Source organism: Bradyrhizobium ontarionense, assembly GCF_021088345.1.
Lineage (GTDB): Bacteria > Pseudomonadota > Alphaproteobacteria > Rhizobiales > Xanthobacteraceae > Bradyrhizobium > Bradyrhizobium ontarionense.
On record NZ_CP088156.1, the window covers coordinates 6,294,527 to 6,315,342 of the forward strand.

A 20,816-nucleotide genomic window follows, 5' to 3' on the forward strand; every position below is an offset into this window, starting at 1 on the left:
CCGAGGAGAGAAGCCGATGTCCGCTTTCAAAAGTGCCTGCAGAGCTCTTTCGTTGCTCGCCATCTGTCTTACCGCGACGCTGGCGCAAGCGGCCGGCGTGCGATCGATCGACATTCCCGCGGACGCCGACGGACCGGCGATTCACGGTCTCGTCTGGTATCCCTGCGCCGAAAAGCCGGCAGAGATCCCGGTCGGCGTTTTCATCCTGACGGGGGTCAAGGACTGCCCGCTGGCAGGCGCGCATCTGCCGCTCGTCGCGGCGTCGCACGGGCGCGGCGGCTCGCTTCTCGGCAGTCACGATACGGCCGAGACGCTCGCCGACCACGGCTTCATGGTCGCGGCCATCAATCATCCCGGCGATACCGCGCAGGACCTGAGCCGGTCCGGCGATCTCTCGGTGTTCGTCGAGCGGCCCACCGACATCAAACGGCTGATCGACTTCATGGTCGGCCCGTCGCCCTTCGCTGCACACATCGATCATGACAGGATCGGCTTCTTCGGCTTTTCCCGCGGCGGCTATACCGGGCTCGTACTCCTCGGCGCCGATCCGGATTGGCCGGGAGCGGCCTTCGATCATTGTCAGCAAGCCCGGCGGCTGTTCTGCCAGGAGATCCTGGACAAGCGATATCCCTCGCAACCGCTGACGCATGATCCGCGGATCAAAGCTGCAGTGCTTGCCGATCCACCCGCCATCTTCTTCTCCGCCGAGAGCCTGGCACCCATCCACGTGCCGGTTCAACTCTGGGCATCGAGCCGGGGCGGGGACGGCGTGCTGCCCAGCCATGTCGCTTTCGTCGACGCCAACCTTCCGGCGGGGCACGACTATCGGGTGGTGCCGAACTCCGGCCACTTCGCCTTCTTCCTTTGTCCGCCGGCGCTGGTCCAGGCGCAGTCCGACCTCTGTGCCGATGCGCCGGACTTCGACCGCGTTGCCTTCCACGCAGAGTTCAACGCCGACGTGCTCGCCTTCTTCCGGGCCCGGCTGGCCCGGCCGGCGGAGTGAGGCCTCACGTCGGCTCCGTTCGCCGCGACCCTGGAAACATGGACGGCACCTTGCACGACTGATCCAACTCGGCCGACCCGCTCACTTGCCTCAGAAAACAGGACGCCTTCTCGATGACAGCCAGCAACCGTGTCGTGCTCTCCAGCGACCACGCCGCCATTCCGCTGCGACTGGCCATTGCCGTTCGTCTCGCGCGGCAGGACTGGGTCGTGGTCGATATCGGACCGACGACGCCGGAGAGCACCCACTATCCCAAGCATGGTGAAGCGGCCGCGCGGCTCGTCGCCTCCGGCGATTGCCGATTTGGCATCATTCTGTGCGGCACCGGCCAGGGCATCATGATGGCCGCCAACAAGGTCAAGGGCATCCGTTGCGGCGTCTGCGCGGACACGTTCTCGGCGCGGATGATCCGCCAGCACAACGACGCCAACATGCTGTCGATCGGAGCGCGCGTGGTTGGGGAAGGCCTGGCGCTCGATATCGTCGACGCATTCCTCACTGCGGATTTCGAGGGCGGCCGGCATGCGACGCGGGTGGACATGATCACCGCGCTGGAGGAGTAGCGCCGTCGCTTCTTGTCCGGACAATGATGCCGCGATCGAGCTCGCGGCGATTGGTCTGAATTCGTTCACCCAATCCCTACATCTCGATTGCGCGGGCTCCATTCTGGTTGCTTTTCTGGACAGGTACACCAAGCCAAAACGCCGGGCGCCGGTCAGGAGAGAGCCTTGGATTTCGAATTCGCCTATCGTCGCCTTGTCGATGCCGAGCCGGCTGATGCGGCCCGGGTTTCGGAGGAGGTCGCCGACGCATTCTCGGACTCGCTTCTGACCGCTGCCTCGATCTCCGAGCAGCATATTGATTTCGTCTGCCGTCTGCTCGCCAATCCCCTCCTGACCGGAAGGCGAGGCTTGTTCCATCTGGTCACTGGGCTCTACCTCGAGCGTGAGAAGCTGTCGGCGATCCAAGCCCAACGCCTGCTCGCGTGCATGGCCGCCAACTTCGAGCATGTGGCAGATGAAGATCCGGCCTTTGCCGTCGGCGACTTCGTGGCGCGCGTCGCGCCGCCCGATCGTGCGTTGGCGCTGTTGCGGGAGATGACGGGCAAGGCCGGCGCGCGCGACGCCGTCTCCGGCATATTCCTGGGACTGGATATTCTGCTGAAGCGAAACAAGGAGAATGCGGAGTTTCTCGCCGCTGTCGACGCAGCGGTGATAGCTGCGACCAAACGGGCCGTCGAACTCGAGACCGGAGACGACGCGCCCGCGCTGCGGCTCGTCAGGCAGATCGAACGCGCCTTCGCTCATCGCGAGAAGCCGGACGTTCTGATCAATCGGTCAATTCCGGTGGCCGATGACGAGGATGTGCTGTGGTTTGCCGGCAGGGACTGGCGCGAGATTACGCTGCAGGATTGGAACGGCCATTCCGACGCATTCTTCAGGTTCGCGCCGGACGCGTTCCGATACTATCTGCAAAGCATCTTGTGTCTGGCGGCGAAAAATCCCGAAGAGAACCTGCTCGCAGCCGATGCGCTGGTCAATTGTCTCGACCGTACGCCCAATCCCGAATGGTGGGATCAGTTCCTGCTCGACTGCTTGTACGGGCTGCGGGTCGATGAGTACGATGCGATCAGTAGCTGGATCGTCATGCTTTCGGAAAGAAAATCCTACGAGGAGGGTTCGCTAACGCGTGCCTATCGGACGATTCATCTATTGCGCGCGGAAGCCGAGAAGGACTGGTTGCGCCGCCTGAAGCGGTCGTGAGTGGCGGACGAGCATCTGACCGGTGAGGACATTCGGAGTGAAGACCGATGCCGAAAGCGCGCATCATGTATATCGAGAACAAGTCGGAATCGCTGAACGGGCCGGCGCGGATTGGCTGCGTTACGTTCTCTAAGACCGGCAAGTCGATCAGCTACGGAGGGCGCACCTTTCAGAGCCTGAAGGGACGCGGATACAAGGCCAACTATTTCGATGTCGAAACCGGCGAACGGTTTTGGATTTCCGGTCCGCGAAAGGACGGTCAGGATCGTCTCTACGCCGAGAGCTCCGCGCGGATCGAAATCGATCCCGACGTCTTGGAGGAATACTGGCGCGACATCCGGGGAAAGCTCCCCGAATGAGGCCAGCGACGTTTGCACTGCTTCCGCTGATTCCGCTGACGGATGCACGGTGAAATCGACGGACCTCCGATCCGTTGCAACCTGCGTCCGAATGCCGACGGTTGCGAAATCGCCGGGCGGTGTTGCCGGCTCATTCTGAGGAGCGGACGCCTCCCGCTGCGCAGCCGGGCCACAGATAGTTATCCAATTGGAAAACTATTGTTGACAGCTGGCCGCTGCACGTCCATTGTTAGCTGCATGGATAACTATCCTCCTCGCCTCGACAACGTGTTCAGCGCGCTCGCCGATCCAACGCGGCGCGCAATCATCGCGCGGCTCTCGCAAGGCGAGGCGTCCGTGGGCGAACTCGCTCAGCCGTTCGACATGGCACTGCCGAGCCTGATGAAACACATCAGTGTGTTGGAGACCGGCGGCCTCGTCGAGTCGGAGAAACACGGCCGTGTCCGCACATGCCGCCTGATGCCGGGCGCCATGAAGGGGGCCGAGAACTGGCTCATCGAGCAGCGCGCCATCTGGGAAGCCCGCCTTGACCGGCTCGAGGCTTATGTCGCGACGCTCGAGCAGAAGCCGCCAGGGAAAAAGCGTCGCGACCGACGCGCCCAACCACACACGATATCCTCAAAGCACAGGAAATCGCCATGACCTCAACTCCGGACGCCGCTCTCGCCCACTGGGATATCGAGCGCGAGATCGTTCTCTCGCGTGTCATCAAGGCAAAGCGTGATGTCGTCTTTGCGGCCTGGACCGAGCCGGAGCATTTGCTGAATTGGTTCGGACCGGCGGGGTTCAAGATCGAAAGCAGGGAGATCGACATTCGCGTCGGCGGCATGTGGCGCTTCGATATGGTCGCGCCAGACGGCCAGCGATTTTCAAATCGAATGTGCTTTCGGCGCATCGAGCCGCCGCACCTGATCGAGATCGATCATGGTTCGGACATGGATGACGATCCAGCCCGGTTTCGCACCACGATTACGTTCCATGAGCAGAGCGACGGCAAGACCGTGATCACGCTGCGGCAACTGCATCCGACCAAGGCACAGCGCGACTGGACGATCGGCTTCGGCGCCGTCGAGTACGGCTACCAGACCCTGGAGAAGTTGGCGCGGCACGTCGAGACGGCGACAGGTCAGCTATAGCGGCTGTCGAGCCCTGAATGACACGCCAGGTGAGGCGCTAGAGAAAGCGTCTCACGAAATTCAGCGCTGCCTCCGCCACCTCGCGCCAGCCGCTGCCGATGGTCAGCGCGTGACCGCGCCACGGAAGTTGGACGAACTCGGTGACGGCGTCCTGATTGCGCTCCTGCCGTTCATAGGCGGCGCGGCCGACCGATGGCGGCAGGGTGTGGTCGCGCTCCCCGGAGATGATCAGCAACGGTCCACGTTGGCCGGAGCTGGCCGGGGTTTGCGGCATCGGCCAGGCAGATCGCAGGGCCGAGACCGGCAGGGGCAGTCCCCCGCGAAACGGGGCCGGATCGATCGCCACCGTCGCGGCCGAAAGCCCGCGCCCGGCCAGGGTCTGCGCGATCAGCCCGCCGAGCGCGTGGCCGACGAGGGCCGGGCGGCGGTCCAGCGCCTCGGAGAGGCGGGAGAAATGCGCCGCGACCTCGCCGATGGTTTCGGGCGCCGCGGCGCCGCCCACCTCCGCCGGCCAACCGGGCGCCAACGCCGCATAGCCTGCGGCGTTGAACATCTCGGCCCAGCGGTCCCACGAATTGGGCTTCAACCACAGGCCGTGGATGAAGATGACCGCAGGCTTTTGGGACGCGTTGGCCGCTCCGATCGCATCATCAATTGTATGGGTCGGCATCATCGACGTCCTTCCGGCTCTGCTGCGCTGGATCAGTCTGTGAACGTCAGCGCGACGACGGTGCGTCGGCCGGCCGTCCATTGAGGAAGGCGTCGATCGCAGCGACCGTCGCCGCCGGCTGCTCCTCCATCAGCCAGTGGCCGGAGCCGGCGATGACCTGCTCCTGGACGTCGGTCGCGCCGGCCCGCATCACCGCAGCCATCGTCGCGCCGAACGACGCTGCGCCCCCGATCGCCAGCACCGGCATCGGCAGCTTGCCGTGCGCTGCAAGCCAGGCGCGGTTGTCGATCGCGTCCTGATCAAAGGCGGCGAACTGGCGGAAGCCCGCATGCATCCGCCCGGGCGTGGCGTAGAGCTGTGCGTAGTGAACGCGCGCGGCTTCCGGGAAATGGGCGGGATCGGCCGAGAACTCGTTCCAGAAGCGGTCGAGATAGATGCGCTCGCGGCCGGCCACCAGGCGCTCCATATCGGGGCCGCCGAAGCGGAAGTGCCACAGCAGCGGGTTCTTCAGGATCTCCTCCCACGGACCGATGCCCGGCACCGGCGCATCCATCAGCACCAGCCTGGTCACCCGGTCGGAATGCCGCGCCGCCAGCGCATAGGCGACCATGTTGCCGATGTCGTGCGCCACGACCTCGGCGGTTACAGCGCCCAGCGCGTCCATGACGCCTGCGATGTCCTCCGCCTGGTTGGCCTTCTCGAAGCCGGTGTCGGCACGGGCGGACAGGCCGAGCCCGCGCAGATCGGGCACGATCACCGTGTGGTTCTGCGCAAGCTTGGCGGCGAGCGGCACCCACATGTCGCCGGTGTCGCCATAGCCGTGCAGCAGCACGACGGCAGGCCCGGTGCCGCCGACGCGGACGTGGAGCGTCGTGCCGTTGGTCGCGACCTCCTGGGTGCGGAAGGTCTTGGGGAAATCCCCCGGCGCCTCGGTCGCGTCGGCGAGGGCGGCACTCGTGAGGACGGTGAGCGCGGTGGCGGCAAGGGCGGTTCGTTGCAGCAGGCGGGGCAGGTTCATGGCGATCTCCTCGGGGTGAGCCTTGTTGATGCAGGCAAAGCTAGACGAGGGCGGGCCGCGGTATTAGAGGGTAGTGAAGCCAAGGATTTTTGATCTGGACGCAAAGATGGCCATGACCAGCGCGGACCGCGCCCGAGAGCTCGAGGTGTTCTGCGCCGTCGCCGACAGCGGCAGTTTTTCAGCCGCCGGCCGCAGCCTCGCACTGACCGCATCGGCCGTCAGCCGGACCCTCGACCGGATCGAGGCGCGGCTCGGCGCCCGCCTGCTGTTGCGCACCACGCGCGCGCTCACGCTGACCGCCGAGGGCCGCGCCTATCTCAGCGCGGCCCGCCGCATCCTGGCCGACCTCGACGAGGCCGAGCAGGCGATCGCCGACCAGGGGTCGCCACGCGGCCGCATCCGGGTCAGCGCCGCCATTTCCCACGGGCGCATCTGCATTGTTCCGCTGCTGGGCGAGTTCGTGCGGCGCTATCCGAACATCGTGGTCGATATCAACCTCAGCGACGGGCTCGTCGATGTGGCGGCGGGGCAGGCGGATGTGGCGGTTCGCGGCGGTCCGCTGGCCGACAGCGCGCTCACCGCACGCCGTCTCAGCGAGAATGGCCGCACCGTCGTCGCCTCGCCCGACTACCTCGCCCGCTGGGGCGTGCCCGAGACGCCGGAAGACCTGTACAACCACAATTGCCTGAACTTCAGCTTTCGCCGCGCCGAGCCGGTCTGGCCGTTCCGCTGCGACGGGATCGACTACGCCCTGAAGGTGCGAGGCGCGATTGAAGCCAACAGCGGCGACACGCTAAGCCAGTTGGCTCTCGATGGCGTCGGCATCGCCCGCGTCGGCAATTTCAGCCTCGGGAACGCGGTCGTGGAGGGACGACTGGTCCCGCTTCTTGAATCGTTCAATCCCGGCGACAAGGAAGTCTTTCACGCGGTCTTCGTCGGCGGCGCCAACATGCCGGCGCGCATCCGGGTGTTCGTGGACTACCTGGTGGAGCGGATGGGGGATAGCCTTGGACAGGCAACGACGCGGCGACGATCCGTGACGTAGCGGCGGAATTGATCGCGCCTCAGATCCGCTGCACCCTACCCAGCCTGCGTCCGAAGTCCTGCACGGGTCGGCAGCCTTTTGACGAGGTCGCCGACCTCCTGCTGCGCCAATCGCAATTCGTAGATCTTTTGCAGGTTGAGCCAGAAATCCGGGCTGGTCCCGAACCAGTGGCCCAGGCGTAACGCAGTATCGGCGGTGATGCCGCGCTGGCCGTTGATAATTGCGGTGATCCGGTTGACAGGCACGTCGAGCTGGCGCGACAGCTCTGCGGCCGATAGGCCGAGTTCGTCGAGCTCTTCGGCGAGATGAACGCCCGGATGAATGGGGCTGCGTGCCATGGCGTGCCTCCTAGTGATAGTCGACGATCTCGACATTGACTGGGCCGGGTGAGCCGGCGGGCCATTCAAAACAGATCCGCCATTGATCATTGATGCGGATGCTGTACTGGCCCTGCCGATTGCCTTTGAGCCTCTCCAACCGGTTGCCCGGCAAGGCGGCAAGATCCTTCAAGCTTGTTGCGGCTTCCAGCCGATCGAGCCGTATCTCCGCCTGCCGGGCGAACCCGGAGAATTCCCGAACAACTTCGCCATTCGCAAAGCGCTCGGTCCTTCTGTCCCGGTAGCCGACAATCATGCCGGCAATATAGGAAGAATTACGAGATACGTAAAGCGTAAAGCTGCTCCATCGAGACGTCTCGACCATCGGGAACTCGGCTCAGGCGAACTCTGCATCATCACGTGCTGGATGGGCCATCAAACCCCGGATGTGTTTCTGCTGAGGCTAATCTTGACGGCGCTGGTTCGGACCAGCCTTGCGACGTCGACCGGCCTTTGCCGCCGGCGCAGGTGAGCGCCGGGCCGCGACGCGATGCGCGGCGGCGAGCGCTGCACGGGCCCAGGTCACGAGCTCGTCGGGCTCGTCGAACAATCGCTCAGGCGCGCGCCAGAAGGCGAGGTCGATGGCGCGTCCGCCCTTGGTGTAGTTGAGCGGCGGATATGACGCGGCCTCCTGGAAGATCTGCTTGTTGCCGTCATCGACCCGGACATAGAGCGTGTCGTCGGCCACCATCGCCAGCATGACGCCGTCGCAGAACACACCGGTCTTGCCGAACATGCGGCGGAAGGTGAGGCGGCCGAGCGGCGCCAGCTGTTCGCGCAGAAACTCCGAGAAGCCCGCACTGGCAACCATGGCCTCTCGCTACTCCGCCGCGACCATCTGCTGGATGCGCCACTGGCCGAGCAGAGCGCGCAGCGAGGCCGGCTTCAGCGGCTTGTTGAGCACGGCGATGTTCTCGTCGCGGGCGGCGGCGCGGACGTGCGGGCTGCGGTCGGCGGTGATCAGGATGGCGGGCAGCGCCTCGTTGAAGCGGCGGCGGATGTCGCGGATGGCGGCGATGCCGTTGCCGCGGTCGAGGTGGTAGTCGACGAGCAGGCCGGTGACGGCGCCGCCGCGCGCCTCGACGGCGTCGACGGCGGATTCGAAGTCGGCCACGGCGATCACCTCGGCGTCCCACGCCGTCAGCAAGGTCCGCATGCCGTCGAGGATCGCGGGGTCGTTCTCGATGCAGACGATCAGCGCGCCGCCGATCGACGTCTTGGCGAGCGGCGTCGCGCTGGTCACGGCTGCGGTGTGGTTGATCGCCTTGGCGATCGGCACCGTCACCGAGAAAGCCGAGCCGCGGCCCGGATTGGAGTCGAGCGCAATGCCGTGGTTGAGCACGCGCGCGATGCGTTCGACGATCGACAGGCCGAGGCCCAGGCCGCGGGCGATCCGCGCGCCCTGTTCGAGCCGGTGGAATTCCTTGAAGATCTCGCCGCGCTTCACCGGCGGGATGCCGACGCCGGTGTCCCAGACGCCGATCCGCAGCGACTGGCCGTGCCGGCGGCAGCCGACCAGGACGCGGCCCTTGGGGGTGTATTTGATGGCGTTGGAAATGAAGTTCTGCAACAGCCGGCGCAGCAGCAGGCGGTCGGATTCGACGGGAAGCGATGAGGGTACGAAGGTCAGCTCCAGCCCCTTGGCGCGGGCGGCCGGAGCGAACTCGATTTCGAGCGAGCGCATCAGGTCGGCCATCTTGAAGCTCGATATCGACGGCGTCATCGCGCCGGCATCGAGCCGGGAGATGTCGAGCAGCGCGCCGAGGATCTCCTCGATCGCCTCCAGCGAGTCGTCGATGTTCTCCACCAGCCGCGAGTCCTCGCTGGGCGTCTGCCGCTCGACGAGGCTCGTCACGTAGAGGCGCGCCGCGTTCAGCGGCTGCAGAATGTCGTGACTGGCGGCGGCGAGAAAGCGCGTCTTGGAGATGTTGGCATCCTCGGCGGCGCTCTTGGCCAGCGCCAGCTCCGAGTTCAGCCGGGTCAGCTCCTCGGTGCGGTCGCGCACGCGCTTTTCCAAGGTCGCATTGGCGCGCTCCAGCGCCTCGGCGGCCTCGAACGACGGCGTGACGTCGGTGAAGGTGATGACGAGCCCGCCGTCCGGCATGCGGTTGGTGCGGACCTCGATCACCATGTGGCATTCGGCGAGGCGTTCCAGATAGGGCTCACCTTCGGTGGTGTAGGCCGCGAGCCGGCGCGCCAGCAGCGCGTCGCTGTCCTCATAGGTGGGCTCGCCGATCGTACCCATGAATTCGAGGATCTCCCTCAAGGGGCTGCCGATCTGCACCAGATGCGGCGGCAGGCCCAGGAGATCCACGAACTGGCCGTTGGAGCAGATCAGCTGCAGGTCGACGTCGAACACGGCAATGCCCTGGCGCACGTGGTTCAGCGCGGTCTGCAGGATCTCGCGGTTGAAGTGGAGCGCGGCGTGGGAGTCGTCGAGCAGCTTCAGCGCGGCCTTGGCCGAGACCGCGCGCTTGCGCAGCAGCAGCGACATCACCAGCCGCGACGAGGCCGCGCCGATCGAGGAGGCGATCAGGTGCTCGGCATGGCGCAGCAGCTCGAAATCCGCCGGTGCGGCCGGATCGAGCGGGAGGTTGCGGCCGTCGGCGAAGGCCTCGAACGAGGCGCGGGCACGGTCCGGCCCGAGATATTGCGCCACCGTGCTCTGGATGTCCTGCACGGTCACGGTGGAGCGCCAGCGCCGGAAGCTCGGCGCGCTCGGCGTCAGCTCCGCCGGCACGAACAGGTCGGCCTGCAGCAGCTCGATCGATGACGGCTGCCGCGCCAGCGACAGCACGACATAGGTCAGCAAATTGAGCGACAGGCTCCAGAGCACGCCATGCAGCAGCGGCGGCAGGTCGGTGCCGAGCAGCGCCTGCGGCCTGAGAGCCTCGAGCCCGAACGGGCCGTGCTGCAGGAACAGGATGCCCGCGGTCGAGGTGTCGAGGAAGCTCGGGATGAACAGCGTGTAGAGCCAGACGCCGAAGCCGACCAGCATGCCGCCGATCGCGCCGCGCGCGGTCGCCCGGCGCCAGAACAGGCCGCCGAAGAAGCTCGGCGCAAGCTGGGCGATCGCGGCAAAGGACAGCAGGCCGATGGCCGCGAGCTGGGTGGTGCCGAGCGCGCGGTAGTAGAAATAGGCCATCACCATGATGGCGAAGATCGCGATGCGGCGGGTGCCGAGCAAGAAGCCGGCGAAGTCGCGGCCGACCTCGCGATGATCCTGCTGGCGCTGCAACACCAGGGGCACCACGATGTCGTTGCAGACCATGATCGACAGCGCCACGCACTCGACGATCACCATCGCGGTTGCCGCCGACAGGCCGCCGACGAACACCAGGATCGACAGCCATTGCGAATTCGCCTCGATCGGCAGCGCCAGCACGTACATGTCGCTGTCGACCGCGCCGAACGGGAAGGTGACGAGGCCGGCGAGCGCGATCGGGATCACGAACAGATTGATCGCGACGAGATAGAGCGGAAACAGCCAGCGGGCGCGCGACACCTGCGCGTCGTCGGCGTTCTCGACCACGCTGACGTGGAACTGGCGTGGCAGCAGCATCGGGGCGCAGAACGACAGCAAGGTCATGGTCAGGAAGCTGCCGATGCCCGGCACATATTCCAGCGCGCGCTCGGCCTCGGGCGATTTCATCGCCCGCTCGATCAGCTCGACCGGCGAGAACATCCAGAAGGTGACGAAGGCGCCGGCGGCCAGGAAGGCGACCAGCTTGATGATCGACTCGGTCGCGACCGCCAGCATCAGGCCATGCTGGTGCTCGGTGGCGTCGGTCTGCCTTGTGCCGAACAGCACCGCGAAGACAGCCATCGCGAAGGTCACCATCAACGCCATGTCGCCGACGATAGGAATGTGGGCGAAGGCGCGGTCGTCGATCAGGATGGTCTGCAGCGAGGACGCGACGGCCTTCAGCTGCAATGCGATGTAGGGCACCGAGCCGATGATCGCGATCAGCGCCACCGTTGCCGCCACCGCCTGGCTCTTGCCGTAGCGAGCGCCGATGAGGTCGGCGACGGAGGTGATGTTCTGCGATTTGGCGAGCCGGATGACACGGCGCAGCAGTGGCGTGCAGGCGCCGACCATCAGGATCGGCCCGAGATAGATCGCGAGGAAGTCGACGCTGTTGCGCGAGGCGAAGCCGACCGAGCCGAAGAAGGTCCAGGAGGTGCAGTAGATCGCCAGCGACAGCGGGTAGATCAGCCCGGACAGCCGGCCGCGGCTTTCCGGCGGCCGCCGGTTGGCCGCCCGGTTGCCATGGCTGGCAACCAGGAACAGGAAGCCGATGTAGCCGAACGCGGCCGCGATCACGCCCCAGTCATGCAGCATGGCTTGCGCGTCTCCTGACGTCTGTCTCAGGGCTCCGGGCTGATCCCGTGATCCGGGAAACCTAGCCGTTTGCAGGAGGCGAGGCGACAGCGATCTTCCCGGGCGAGTGCAGACCTCGGTTCATCGTTAGCAGCGGCAGCCGTCGCGGCATTCTCCGTCGTCATTCCGGGGTGCCCGCAGGGCGAGCCCGGAATCCATCTCGCCTCATGCTCCGTAGCCCAATGGATTCCGGGCTCGTGCTTCACACGCCCCGGAATGACGGAGAGAGGTGGCGGGACTACTCCGCCGCCAGGGCCTTCTTGTGCAGCGCAAGGCCGAGCCGTTCCCAGACCTGCAGCAGCGCCTCGGCGAGGCGGTCGATCAGGCCGTCGTCATGATAGGGCGAGGGCGTAATGCGCAGGCGCTCGGTGCCCTTGGCGACGGTCGGGTAGTTGATCGGCTGGATATAGATGCCGTGCTCTTCGAGCAGCAGGTCGCAGGCCTGCTTGCACTTCTCGGGATCGCCGACGAACAGCGGCACGATGTGGGTGTCGTTGGCCATCACCGGCAGGCCGGCGGCCGTGAGGATCGCCTTGACCCGCGCGGCGCGGTCCTGGTGGCGCTCGCGCTCCCAGCTCGACGACTTCAGATGCTTGATCGCAGCCGTCGCGGCCGAGCAGATCGGCGGCGGCAGCGCGGTCGTGAAGATGAAGCCCGGCGCGTAGGAGCGCACGGCGTCGATGATCTCGCCCGAGGCTGCGATGTAGCCGCCGAGACAGCCGAACGCCTTGGCCAAGGTGCCTTCGAGGATGTCGATCCGATGCATCACACCGTCGCGCTCGGCGATGCCGCCGCCGCGCGGGCCGTACATGCCGACCGCGTGGACCTCGTCGACATAGGTCATGGCGTTGTAGCGCTCGGCGAGGTCGCAGATCGCGGCCAGCGGCGCCACGTCGCCGTCCATCGAATACAGGCTCTCGCAGGCGATCAGCTTGGGTCGGTCGGGACCGGCCGCGATCAGCAGCTCTTCGAGATGGGCGACATCGTTGTGGCGGAAGATCTGGCGCTCGGCGCCGGACTGGCGCACGCCCTCGATCATCGAATTGTGGTTCAGCGCATCGGACAGGATCAGGCAGTTCGGGATCAGCTTGGCGATGGTGGCGATGCCGGTCTGATTGGAGACATAGCCTGATGTAAACAGCAGCGCCGCTTCCTTGCCGTGGAGATCGGCGAGCTCCGCCTCCAGCTGCACCAGCGGATGATGGGTGCCGGCGATGTTGCGGGTGCCGCCGGCGCCGGTGCCGACCCGGGTCGCGGTCTCGACCATCGCGCCGACCACCTTCGGGTGCTGGCCCATGCCGAGATAGTCGTTGGAGCACCAGATCACGACGTTGCGGGGCCCGTTCGGCGAATGCCACAGCGCATGCGGAAACCGGCCGGCGATGCGTTCGAGATCTGCGAAAACACGGTAGCGACGCTCATCATGCAGACGACCGAGGGCGGCACCGAAATACTGGCTGTAGTCCATCACGAAACCTGACGTGGCGCGCTGCAGTGCAGCATCTGGAGCGGGTCTTGAGGCCTTCTTAGAGCGTTTCCAGCCGGGCTGTCGAGCCGGAATCCCACGGCGGGAATTGGGCGATTTGTCCAAGGGCCGTTGATGTCGACAGAACCGCGCTCGCATTGCGGCGGTGCTGGGGCAGGGCGAGCGGAGGCGAGCCGCGGGGCCGGTCCCGCAGCCTCAGGTGGTGCGATAATGGAGCACGCCGTCGATGTCCTGGCTCGTCAGGCGGCCCTCGACCAGCATGTAGTTGACATGGGCGATCAGCTCGCCGGCCGCGAAGCCCATCTGGTGCGGGTCGAGCACGTGCTTGTGGAACACCACCGGCACCAGCTGCGCCGAGGTCCTGGTCTCCGCGCGGCAGGCGTCCGCGATCATGCGGCAGCGCTCCTCGTGATGGTCGGCGAGCTGCTTGATGCGGGTCTTCAGCCCGTAGAACGGCACGCCATGGCCCGGCAGCACCAGCACGTCATAGGGCAGGGTGGTGGTGAGGCGCGCCAGCGAGGCCAGATATTCGCCGAGCGAGTTCTGGTCCGGCTCGACCGCCCAGACGCTGACATTGGGCGAGATCTTGCTCAGCACCTGGTCGGCCGACAGGAACAGCTTGTCGGCGGCGCAATACAGCATGACCTGGTCGAGCGCGTGGCCGCCGCCGGTGATGACCTTGAAGCGCCGGCTGCCGATCTGGATCTCGTCGCCATGGGAGATGCGGTGGTAGGAGGCCGGCAGCACCGAGACGCGCTGCAGGTAGTCCTGGCCGCGGCCGAGCAGCTTGTCGGTCAGGCTCTCGTCCATGCCGTGGCGGCGGAAGAACAGCCGCTGGGCGTTGCGGCGCTCCTCGGTGCCGCGGCTCTGGTGGTAGACCGACTGCAGATATTCGACCTGCGACATCACCAGCGGGCAGTCGAAGCGCTCGACGATCCACCCCGCCAGCCCGACATGGTCGGGATGCGAATGAGTTACGATCAGCCGCGTGATCTTCACGTGCGCGAGCGGGCCGTCGAGCAGCCGGGTCCAGGCCGCGATCGACTCCTCGTTGCCGAAGCCGGAATCGATGGCCGCCCAGCCGTCGCCGTCGGCGAGCAGATAGATGTTCACATGGTTGAGGCGGAACGGCAGCTTCAGGCGCAGCCACAACACGCCGGGCGCGACCTCGACGACCTGATCCTCACCCGGGTGCTGCTCCCAGGGATATCTCAGGGTCTCGGCCGAGGAGTGAACGGTGTCTGTCTTGGTCATGCCTCATCGGCTTAAACGCCGCCGCGGGCGAGCGCCAGCCGAAAAAGAACCCGGAAATGGCATGGCTGCCTGTTATTCCGGGGCGCGGCAGGCCGGGGCCTCATGGTTCGAGACGCGCCGCAAGGGCGGCGCTCCTCACCATGAGGGTTGAGAGTCTCCGCCTCGATCCAGAGTTCTGCGGGCCACAGCGCGACCTTTGTCTCCTCACCCTGAGGAGCCCGCCGCAGGCGGGCGTCTCGAAGGGCGAGGCCCGGATGGTGACTACGCCGCCCGGATGTTGGTCAGGAACGCATTGACCTCCGAGCGCAGCGTGTCCGCCTCGCGGCGCAGCGTCTCCGAGGCGCCCAGCACGTCGTTCGCGGACGTCCCGGCCTGTGCCGAGGCGCTGGAGACGCCGGTGATGTTGTTGGAGACCTCGCTGGTGCCGCTGGCCGCCTGCTGGATGTTGCGGGCGATCTCGTGCGTGGCGGTGCCCTGCTGCTCGACAGCCGCGGCGATCGCGGTGGTGACGTTGTCGATCTCGGCGATGGTCCCGCCGATGTTGCGGATGGCGGCGACGGCCGAGGACGCGACCTGCTGCATCCCGGCGATCTGGGTGCGGATCTCGTCGGTGGCCTTGGCGGTCTGGCTGGCCAGGCTTTTCACCTCCTGGGCGACCACGGCGAAGCCGCGGCCGGCGTCGCCCGCCCGCGCCGCCTCGATCGTCGCGTTGAGCGCGAGCAGGTTGGTCTGCGAGGCGATCACCTGGATCAGGTCGACGACCACGCTGATGCGGCTCGCGTTGTCGGCGAGGCCCTGCATGGTCGAGTCGGTCGCGCCGGCTTCCTCGACCGCCTTCTTGGCGATCCGGGCCGAGGTCACGACCTGGCGGCCGATCTCGGCGATCGACGACGACAGCTGCTCGGTGCCGGCGGAGACGGTCTGCACGTTGACCGAGGTCTCCTCGGCGGCCGCCGCGACCGCGTTGACCAGCGAATTGGACTGGTCGGCGGTCTGCGACATGCTCTGTGCGGTCGTCTGCATCGCGGTGGCGGAATTCTGCAGGTTGGTGAGCGCGCCGCGCACGGTCGCCTCGAATTGGGTGATCTGCGCCTCCATGCGCGCGGCGCGTTCGGCCTTGGCGGCATTTTCCTTGTCCTGTTCGGCGGCGAGGGTGCGGGCGCGGACCATGTTGTCGCGGAAGACCTGCAAGGTATCGACCATCGCGCCGATCTCGTCGCGCTGCTTCGAGGCCTGGATCTCGGTCTCCAGATCGCCGCTCGACAGCATCTGCATCACCCGCTGCAGCCGCTTGATGCGGCGCAGGATGTTGCCTCCGACGTACAGCCAGACGAACAGCGCCGAGCCGAGCAGGGTGGCTGCCCCCGCCCCGATCATGCCGAGCGTTGCCAGCTCGATCTTGCGGCCGGCCGTGCTGGTGGCGCCTTCCGTGGAGCTGCGCACGCCTTCGACCAGCTGCTGAACGCTGATGTCGAGGCCGACGTTGAGCTTGCGCGTCTCCTCGAGCACGGTCTGCCCGTAATCGCTGGCATCGAGCTCCTTCTCGCGCAGCTTGAAGACGCGGCCCTTGCCTTCGCCGAGCGCCGCGAGCTTCAGCGCGGCGTCATGGAGCGCCTTCGTGCTCCGGCCGCTCGGCAACAGCTCCAGATTGGATTTCAGCTGGGCCAGCGCGTCCTTGAACTGGCTCTCGATCGTCTCCAGCGTGTCGCTGTCGTTGGCCGACAAGGCGGCCGCCATCTGCGCCACGATGAGGTTGCCGGACGCGATCACGTTGCCGAGCTGCTCGACGAACCGCGCCGCGGCGGTGGCATCGTCCGTCGACACTTCGGCGGCACCGAGCACGGCGTTCAGCTGCGTCTGAGCATCCAGCATCGGCTCGTTGGCAGCGGCGGTGAATTCCGCCTGCGCCTGGCGCAGCGCGTCATACTGCTTCTTGTGCGCGGCCGCCGTCTCCAGCCGCTCGCGGGCCGCCGACACCAGGCTCTGGTTGGCCTCGTTGATGTTCTTGATGGTCTCGGCCAGCGGCGCCACTACGCTCTTGTCGGCGCCGAGCGCGCTGATCTCGCCGAGGCGCTGCTGCGTGGCCTTCTGGATCTCCTGCATCTTCTTGAGACGCTCGTTGAGCCCGTCCTCGCTCTGCGAGCCGAGCAGCGCCGGGCCGAGGCTGGCGAGGCTAGAGCTCTGCGCCAGCAGTTGCAGGCTCGAGGTCAGTCGCGGAATGTCGCGGCCCGACAGCTCGACCATGGTGCCGCCGATATGGCGCAGCATCAGTCCGGCGCCGATGCTGATCGCGATTGCCATGCCGGCGATCACCGCAAAAGCCGCGAACAGACTGCCGCGGACGCCCCATCTGGGTCGAAGCAGGCCGGGCACTCCGCTGAAGCTGAACCTGCTCGCCATCTCTGGTGTCCCCCGATACGCGCTACTTTGAGCTGAAGCTTGCACGCAGTATCGCGGCCGGCGGTTAACAAATCAGGGAAATGACCCGGCCGCCGCCGCCTTTTCGCGCATTTCCGCATTTCACCGTGCGGCATGTTAACGGAGCGGCAAGGATTGTTGGTTGGCGCCTCGATGGCCCTTCCGATAAAAGAAAGGCCGGCATCGCTGCCGGCCTTTCATCGCTTCTTGTTTTGACGCCTGCTGATTAGTAGCGCGCTGCCATCGGAGCGCCCCAGTTGAAGCGGTAGTTCACGCCGGCCTTGAACGTATGGTCGTCCGTGGTGAAGCTGCCGGTCGGCACGAGCGCAGCCGGGGCCGCGAAATTGGCGCTGCCGAAATTGTAGTAGTCATACTCGGCCTTGGCGGACCAGCTCGGCGCGAACATGTATTCGAGGCCGGCGCCGACGGTCCAGCCGTTGCGGTGGTCGCCTGACGTGGCGAAGGCGACCGGCGTGCCGGCCAGCGTCACCTTCTCGTTGTTGTCTGAATAGGCGTAGCCGCCCTTCACGTAGAGCAGGCCCGGACCCCAGGTGTAGCCCAAGCGGCCGGTGATCGAGCCGAGGCCGCGCTGGCTGTTGGTGTAGGCGTAGCCGCCGGGGAAGGCTGCTCCGACGCTGCCGCTCAGCCAGCTGTACTGCCCCTCGACGCCGAGCACCCAGGTCGGGGCGAACTGCCAGTCGGCGCCCACCTGCACGCCGCCGAGGAAGCGGCCGTTCGAATTGTTGCCGGTGCCGAGGCCGGAGAAATTGTTGTTGCTGGAGAACGCGCCGCCGAGATGCGCACCGAGGTAGAAGCCGGTCCAGTTGTAGATCGGGGCGGCGTAGACCGGCGCCTTGGTGGCGTAGGGATAGGTGCGCGCGCCGAGATCGGCGGCAAGAGCGGACTGCGCCGAGGCGAGCGCGGCAAGGGCGGCGGTTGCGAACAGGATCTTCTTCATGGCGGATCTCCAACTCAGACTAACAAGGCTCGCGCATCGCGCGCCGTCGATGGATTGGAGATAGATCGGATTTGAGTAAAATGCTGTCACTCGCGCAGCACAGTGGTCTCGAAGCCAACCCGTTCGCGACCAAACGTTTTCTCGTAGTTAGCAAACGGCTAACGAAGCCTGAAGCAGAGGTTAAAGGACGGCACCGCTGTGCCGCAGCGGCACAACTGGTTAAGGCGCCTTAAGGGCTTCGTGCAGGGCAGCCACCGACTCGTGCAGCTGTTCGCGATGAACGACGTCATCTTTGGGGATCGCGGCGATGTTCGTGGCGATCTCGTCGATGATCGCGGCGAGCAGCCCCCAGTTCAGATGCATATGGATCGACTTGCGGACGTCCTCGGGGCCGGGCCGCTCCAAGGTCAGCGCCAGTCCGGTGGGGTCGAGATGGGCGTCGAACCGGGACGAATGCGCGAACGTGCCGACATAGAACTTGTCGGGATATTCGAGCGCGACCTCGGCTTTGTCCGGGATGGGTTTCGACATGCGGGGCTCCTTGGCAACCGACCCCATACCTGAAGAGTTCAGTCCCGCCTTGAGCCAGGTCAGACAGAGAGCAGAGCCGGACGGAGAATCGAGAGCAGCGGGGTTCCCGTGCCGTCGCCACGGCCGCAGCCCGTCCATCTCCGAAGCTCCGGCCGCCGATGGCCCTCCACCGCTTCCAACGGTGGCGCGGCCGCAATTCTACGGACGAGAAAATTTACCTTCCTTGAAAAGAGGTTGTGCAGGTTGGTCGCATTGTCCATTCGGCCGGCGCTCCGGACTGAAGATCTTTGATCGCGTCAATGAAGACGAGGTCCGACTGGCAGGCCTCGCTCACGATCCTGGGCTCCCAAACGGAGTCGTCCGACATGAAGATGCGTCTCTCCATCTCCGCGATCATCGCCGCCTTCGGCCTCGTGCTGGCGCTCGGCTTCGGTGCCGTCGTCCTGACCAGTGCCTATGCCTTGCGCGAACTGAAGGTCGGCGGGCCGCTCTACGACAAGATCAAGCTCGGTAACGACCTGGTGGCCGACATCCTGCCGCCGCCGGAATATGTTCTCGAAGCCTATCTCGAGTCGACGCTGGCGCTGCGCAATCCCAAGAACGCGGATGCGCATGTCCAGAAGCTGACGCAGCTCAAGAAGGACTACGAGGATCGCAAGACGTTCTGGAGCAGCTCGGCGCTGGAGCCGGACCTGAAGTCGCTGCTGGTCGAAAGATCCGACGCCGAGGTCAGGAAGTTCTGGCAGGCCGCAGAGGGCGAGCTGATCCCGGCGCTGCGCGCCGGCGACATGGCGAAGGCCGAAACCGCCTACGGCCGGCTGACCGAATCCTATGGCGCGCACCGCGCGCTGATCGACGCGCTCGTCGAAAAGGCGAACAAGCTGAATTCGGACATGGAGGCCACGGCGGCTTCCCAGGACCGCAGCATCTCCGTTGTTGTCTGGACCGTCGCCGGCATCGTGCTGGTCCTGGTCGTCGCCGGGCTGTCGGGACTTGTGATCGGCGTCGTCCGTCCGCTTGTCCGTATGACCGGCCTGATGCGCCGGATAGCACGGGGCGAGCTCTCCACCGACATTCCCTATTTCGAACGCGGCGACGAGATCGGAGCGATGGCCCGCGCGCTCGCCGTCTTCAAGACCAACGCAAGCGAGAACGCCAGCCTGCGCGACAAGCAGGAACGTGATCGCGCCGCCGCCGAGGACCAGAAGAAGCGCGCCATGCTCGACATGGCCGACGTGATCGAGCGCGAGACCGGCACGTCGGTCGAGGCGGCGGCCGGCGCGTCGCGCCAGGTCGAAGCGGTGGCGGCAGGCCTGTCCGACCTCGCCCATGAACTGTCTTCGGATGCGCAAGCGGTGGCGGCTGCCTCCGAGCAGTCGCTCGCCAATGCGCAGACGGTCTCGGCGGCCGCCGAGCAGCTGAGCGCCGCGATCCGCGAGATTTCCAGCCAGGTCGCGCGCGCCAGCACCATCACCAAGTCGGCGGTCAGCGGCCGCGAGAAGGCCAAGAACACGATGGGATCGTTGTCGAAGGCGGTGGACAAGATCGCCGAAGTCTCGAACCTGATCGGCGGCATAGCCGAGCAGACCAACCTGCTCGCACTCAACGCCACCATCGAGGCGGCGCGCGCCGGCGATGCCGGCCGCGGCTTTGCCGTCGTCGCCGCCGAGGTCAAGTCGTTGTCGGATCAGACCGCCAAGTCGACCGAGGAGATTTCGCGCCTGATCGGGGAGGTGCAGACCACCACGCAGGCGACCGTCGATGCGGTCGAGGGCATCGGCAGCCAGATTTCCGAAATCGACGGAGTCGCGGCGTCGATTGCCGCGGCGATGGAGGAGCAGCACGCGGCGACCCAGGAGATCAGCCGCTCCGTCGCCGCATCGGCGAGTGCGGCGCGGGATGTGTCGTCCAAGATCGGCAATGTCGGCAAGGATGCCGGCATGGTCAACGATCGGGCCGCGGAAGTGCGCAGCGCCATCGGCAACGTCGCCTCCAGCCTGAGTGCGTTGCGCGCGACGCTGGTGAAGGTGGTCCGGACCACGACCACCGAAGCGGATCGCCGCCGCTCGCCGCGCATCCGTACGAGCCTGCCGATCAAGGTCATCGATGCACGCAAGGGCGCCGTGAAGGCCGATCTGGTCGACCTTTCCGAAGGGGGGGCCTGGTTCCGCTTCGATCCCGAGCCGGGAATCGGTGATCGCGGCGTTCTCCAGTTCGATGGCTTCGACGGCGATATTCCATACCAGGTCCGCGCTCGGGAGAAGGACGCGGTGCACGTCGCGTTCGAGCTTGGTGACAAGCGCGAGTCCTTCGCGGCCTGGTTCAGGTCGTCTTTCGCGCGCCAGGCGGCCTGAAGCCGCCACGAAAGTCGCTCAAACGACACGAGCCTCCGTTCCGGCCGCAAGGAACGGAGGCGT

At 66.1% G+C, this 20,816-nt stretch carries 19 protein-coding genes; 8 read left to right on the forward strand and 11 right to left on the reverse strand.

From position 1 onward, the window contains the following. Positions 1–16 precede the first annotated feature (16 nt). The 6 genes from LQG66_RS27690 (at position 17) to LQG66_RS27715 (ending at position 4,261) form a co-directional block, all read left to right on the forward strand. Entirely contained in the window at positions 17–1,003 is a 987-nt protein-coding gene (locus tag LQG66_RS27690) for an alpha/beta hydrolase family protein (RefSeq protein WP_231318845.1), read from the forward strand. A 113-nt stretch (positions 1,004–1,116) separates the two neighbouring features. After that, positions 1,117–1,566: a ribose 5-phosphate isomerase B gene (rpiB, locus tag LQG66_RS27695; protein WP_231318848.1), complete on the forward strand. Its 450-nt coding sequence runs from the start codon at positions 1,117–1,119 to the stop codon at positions 1,564–1,566. 87 nt (positions 1,567–1,653) lie between these two features. After that, on the forward strand, positions 1,654–2,766 hold the full coding sequence (locus LQG66_RS27700) for a hypothetical protein (protein WP_231318851.1): 1,113 nt from the start codon (positions 1,654–1,656) through the stop codon (positions 2,764–2,766). Between the two features lie 47 nt (positions 2,767–2,813). Next, entirely contained in the window at positions 2,814–3,125 is a 312-nt protein-coding gene (locus tag LQG66_RS27705) for a 1-deoxy-D-xylulose-5-phosphate synthase (RefSeq protein WP_231318852.1), read from the forward strand. A 201-nt stretch (positions 3,126–3,326) separates the two neighbouring features. Then, positions 3,327–3,767, forward strand: coding sequence for an ArsR/SmtB family transcription factor (locus tag LQG66_RS27710; protein WP_425601256.1), 441 nt, complete (start codon positions 3,327–3,329; stop codon positions 3,765–3,767). Then, positions 3,764–4,261: an SRPBCC family protein gene (locus LQG66_RS27715; protein ID WP_231318855.1), complete on the forward strand. Its 498-nt coding sequence runs from the start codon at positions 3,764–3,766 to the stop codon at positions 4,259–4,261. The genes LQG66_RS27710 and LQG66_RS27715 overlap by 4 nt, the downstream gene beginning before the upstream one ends. Positions 4,262–4,298: 37 nt before the next feature. Here the strand turns inward: LQG66_RS27715 and LQG66_RS27720 are convergent, their stop codons facing one another. Both LQG66_RS27720 and LQG66_RS27725 read right to left on the reverse strand, forming a co-directional pair. Beyond that, positions 4,299–4,931 carry an alpha/beta hydrolase gene (locus LQG66_RS27720; RefSeq protein ID WP_231318857.1) on the reverse strand — a complete coding sequence of 211 codons (633 nt, stop codon included), beginning with the start codon at positions 4,929–4,931 and terminating at the stop codon, positions 4,299–4,301. 46 nt (positions 4,932–4,977) lie between these two features. Continuing rightward, positions 4,978–5,949, reverse strand: a complete 972-nt coding sequence (locus LQG66_RS27725) for an alpha/beta fold hydrolase (RefSeq protein WP_231318858.1) — start codon at positions 5,947–5,949, stop codon at positions 4,978–4,980. Positions 5,950–6,055: 106 nt separating this feature from the next. Here LQG66_RS27725 and LQG66_RS27730 point away from each other — a divergent pair, with 106 nt between their 5' ends. Further along, positions 6,056–6,994: a LysR family transcriptional regulator gene (locus tag LQG66_RS27730; protein ID WP_231318860.1), complete on the forward strand. Its 939-nt coding sequence runs from the start codon at positions 6,056–6,058 to the stop codon at positions 6,992–6,994. 35 nt (positions 6,995–7,029) lie between these two features. Here the strand turns inward: LQG66_RS27730 and LQG66_RS27735 are convergent, their stop codons facing one another. From LQG66_RS27735 to LQG66_RS27775, 9 genes are all read right to left on the reverse strand, one after another. Beyond that, positions 7,030–7,332 carry a HigA family addiction module antitoxin gene (locus tag LQG66_RS27735; protein WP_231318863.1) on the reverse strand — a complete coding sequence of 101 codons (303 nt, stop codon included), beginning with the start codon at positions 7,330–7,332 and terminating at the stop codon, positions 7,030–7,032. A gap of 10 nt (positions 7,333–7,342) precedes the next feature. Beyond that, complete coding sequence (locus tag LQG66_RS27740; RefSeq protein ID WP_231327978.1) at positions 7,343–7,627, reverse strand: type II toxin-antitoxin system RelE/ParE family toxin; 285 nt, start codon at positions 7,625–7,627, stop codon at positions 7,343–7,345. Positions 7,628–7,774: 147 nt separating this feature from the next. Further along, positions 7,775–8,182 (reverse strand): TfoX/Sxy family protein, encoded by a 408-nt coding sequence (locus LQG66_RS27745; RefSeq protein WP_231318864.1) that lies wholly within the window; start codon positions 8,180–8,182, stop codon positions 7,775–7,777. 9 nt (positions 8,183–8,191) lie between these two features. Further along, on the reverse strand, positions 8,192–11,713 hold the full coding sequence (locus LQG66_RS27750) for a PAS domain-containing hybrid sensor histidine kinase/response regulator (protein WP_231318867.1): 3,522 nt from the start codon (positions 11,711–11,713) through the stop codon (positions 8,192–8,194). Positions 11,714–11,990: 277 nt separating this feature from the next. Beyond that, a complete protein-coding gene (hemA, locus tag LQG66_RS27755; RefSeq protein WP_231318870.1) occupies positions 11,991–13,220 on the reverse strand; it encodes a 5-aminolevulinate synthase in 1,230 nt (409 codons plus the stop codon). Between the two features lie 213 nt (positions 13,221–13,433). After that, positions 13,434–14,492 (reverse strand): MBL fold metallo-hydrolase, encoded by a 1,059-nt coding sequence (locus tag LQG66_RS27760; protein WP_231318873.1) that lies wholly within the window; start codon positions 14,490–14,492, stop codon positions 13,434–13,436. A gap of 261 nt (positions 14,493–14,753) precedes the next feature. Continuing rightward, complete coding sequence (locus tag LQG66_RS27765) at positions 14,754–16,892, reverse strand: methyl-accepting chemotaxis protein (RefSeq protein ID WP_231318875.1); 2,139 nt, start codon at positions 16,890–16,892, stop codon at positions 14,754–14,756. A gap of 244 nt (positions 16,893–17,136) precedes the next feature. Then, positions 17,137–17,868 (reverse strand): outer membrane protein, encoded by a 732-nt coding sequence (locus LQG66_RS27770; protein ID WP_231318877.1) that lies wholly within the window; start codon positions 17,866–17,868, stop codon positions 17,137–17,139. A 219-nt stretch (positions 17,869–18,087) separates the two neighbouring features. Further along, complete coding sequence (locus LQG66_RS27775) at positions 18,088–18,399, reverse strand: hypothetical protein (protein ID WP_231318880.1); 312 nt, start codon at positions 18,397–18,399, stop codon at positions 18,088–18,090. Positions 18,400–18,764: 365 nt separating this feature from the next. On the opposite strand from LQG66_RS27775, the gene LQG66_RS27780 reads away from it, so the two are divergent. Next, positions 18,765–20,753, forward strand: coding sequence for a methyl-accepting chemotaxis protein (locus tag LQG66_RS27780; RefSeq protein WP_231318883.1), 1,989 nt, complete (start codon positions 18,765–18,767; stop codon positions 20,751–20,753). The last annotated feature ends 63 nt before the right edge of the window (positions 20,754–20,816 follow it).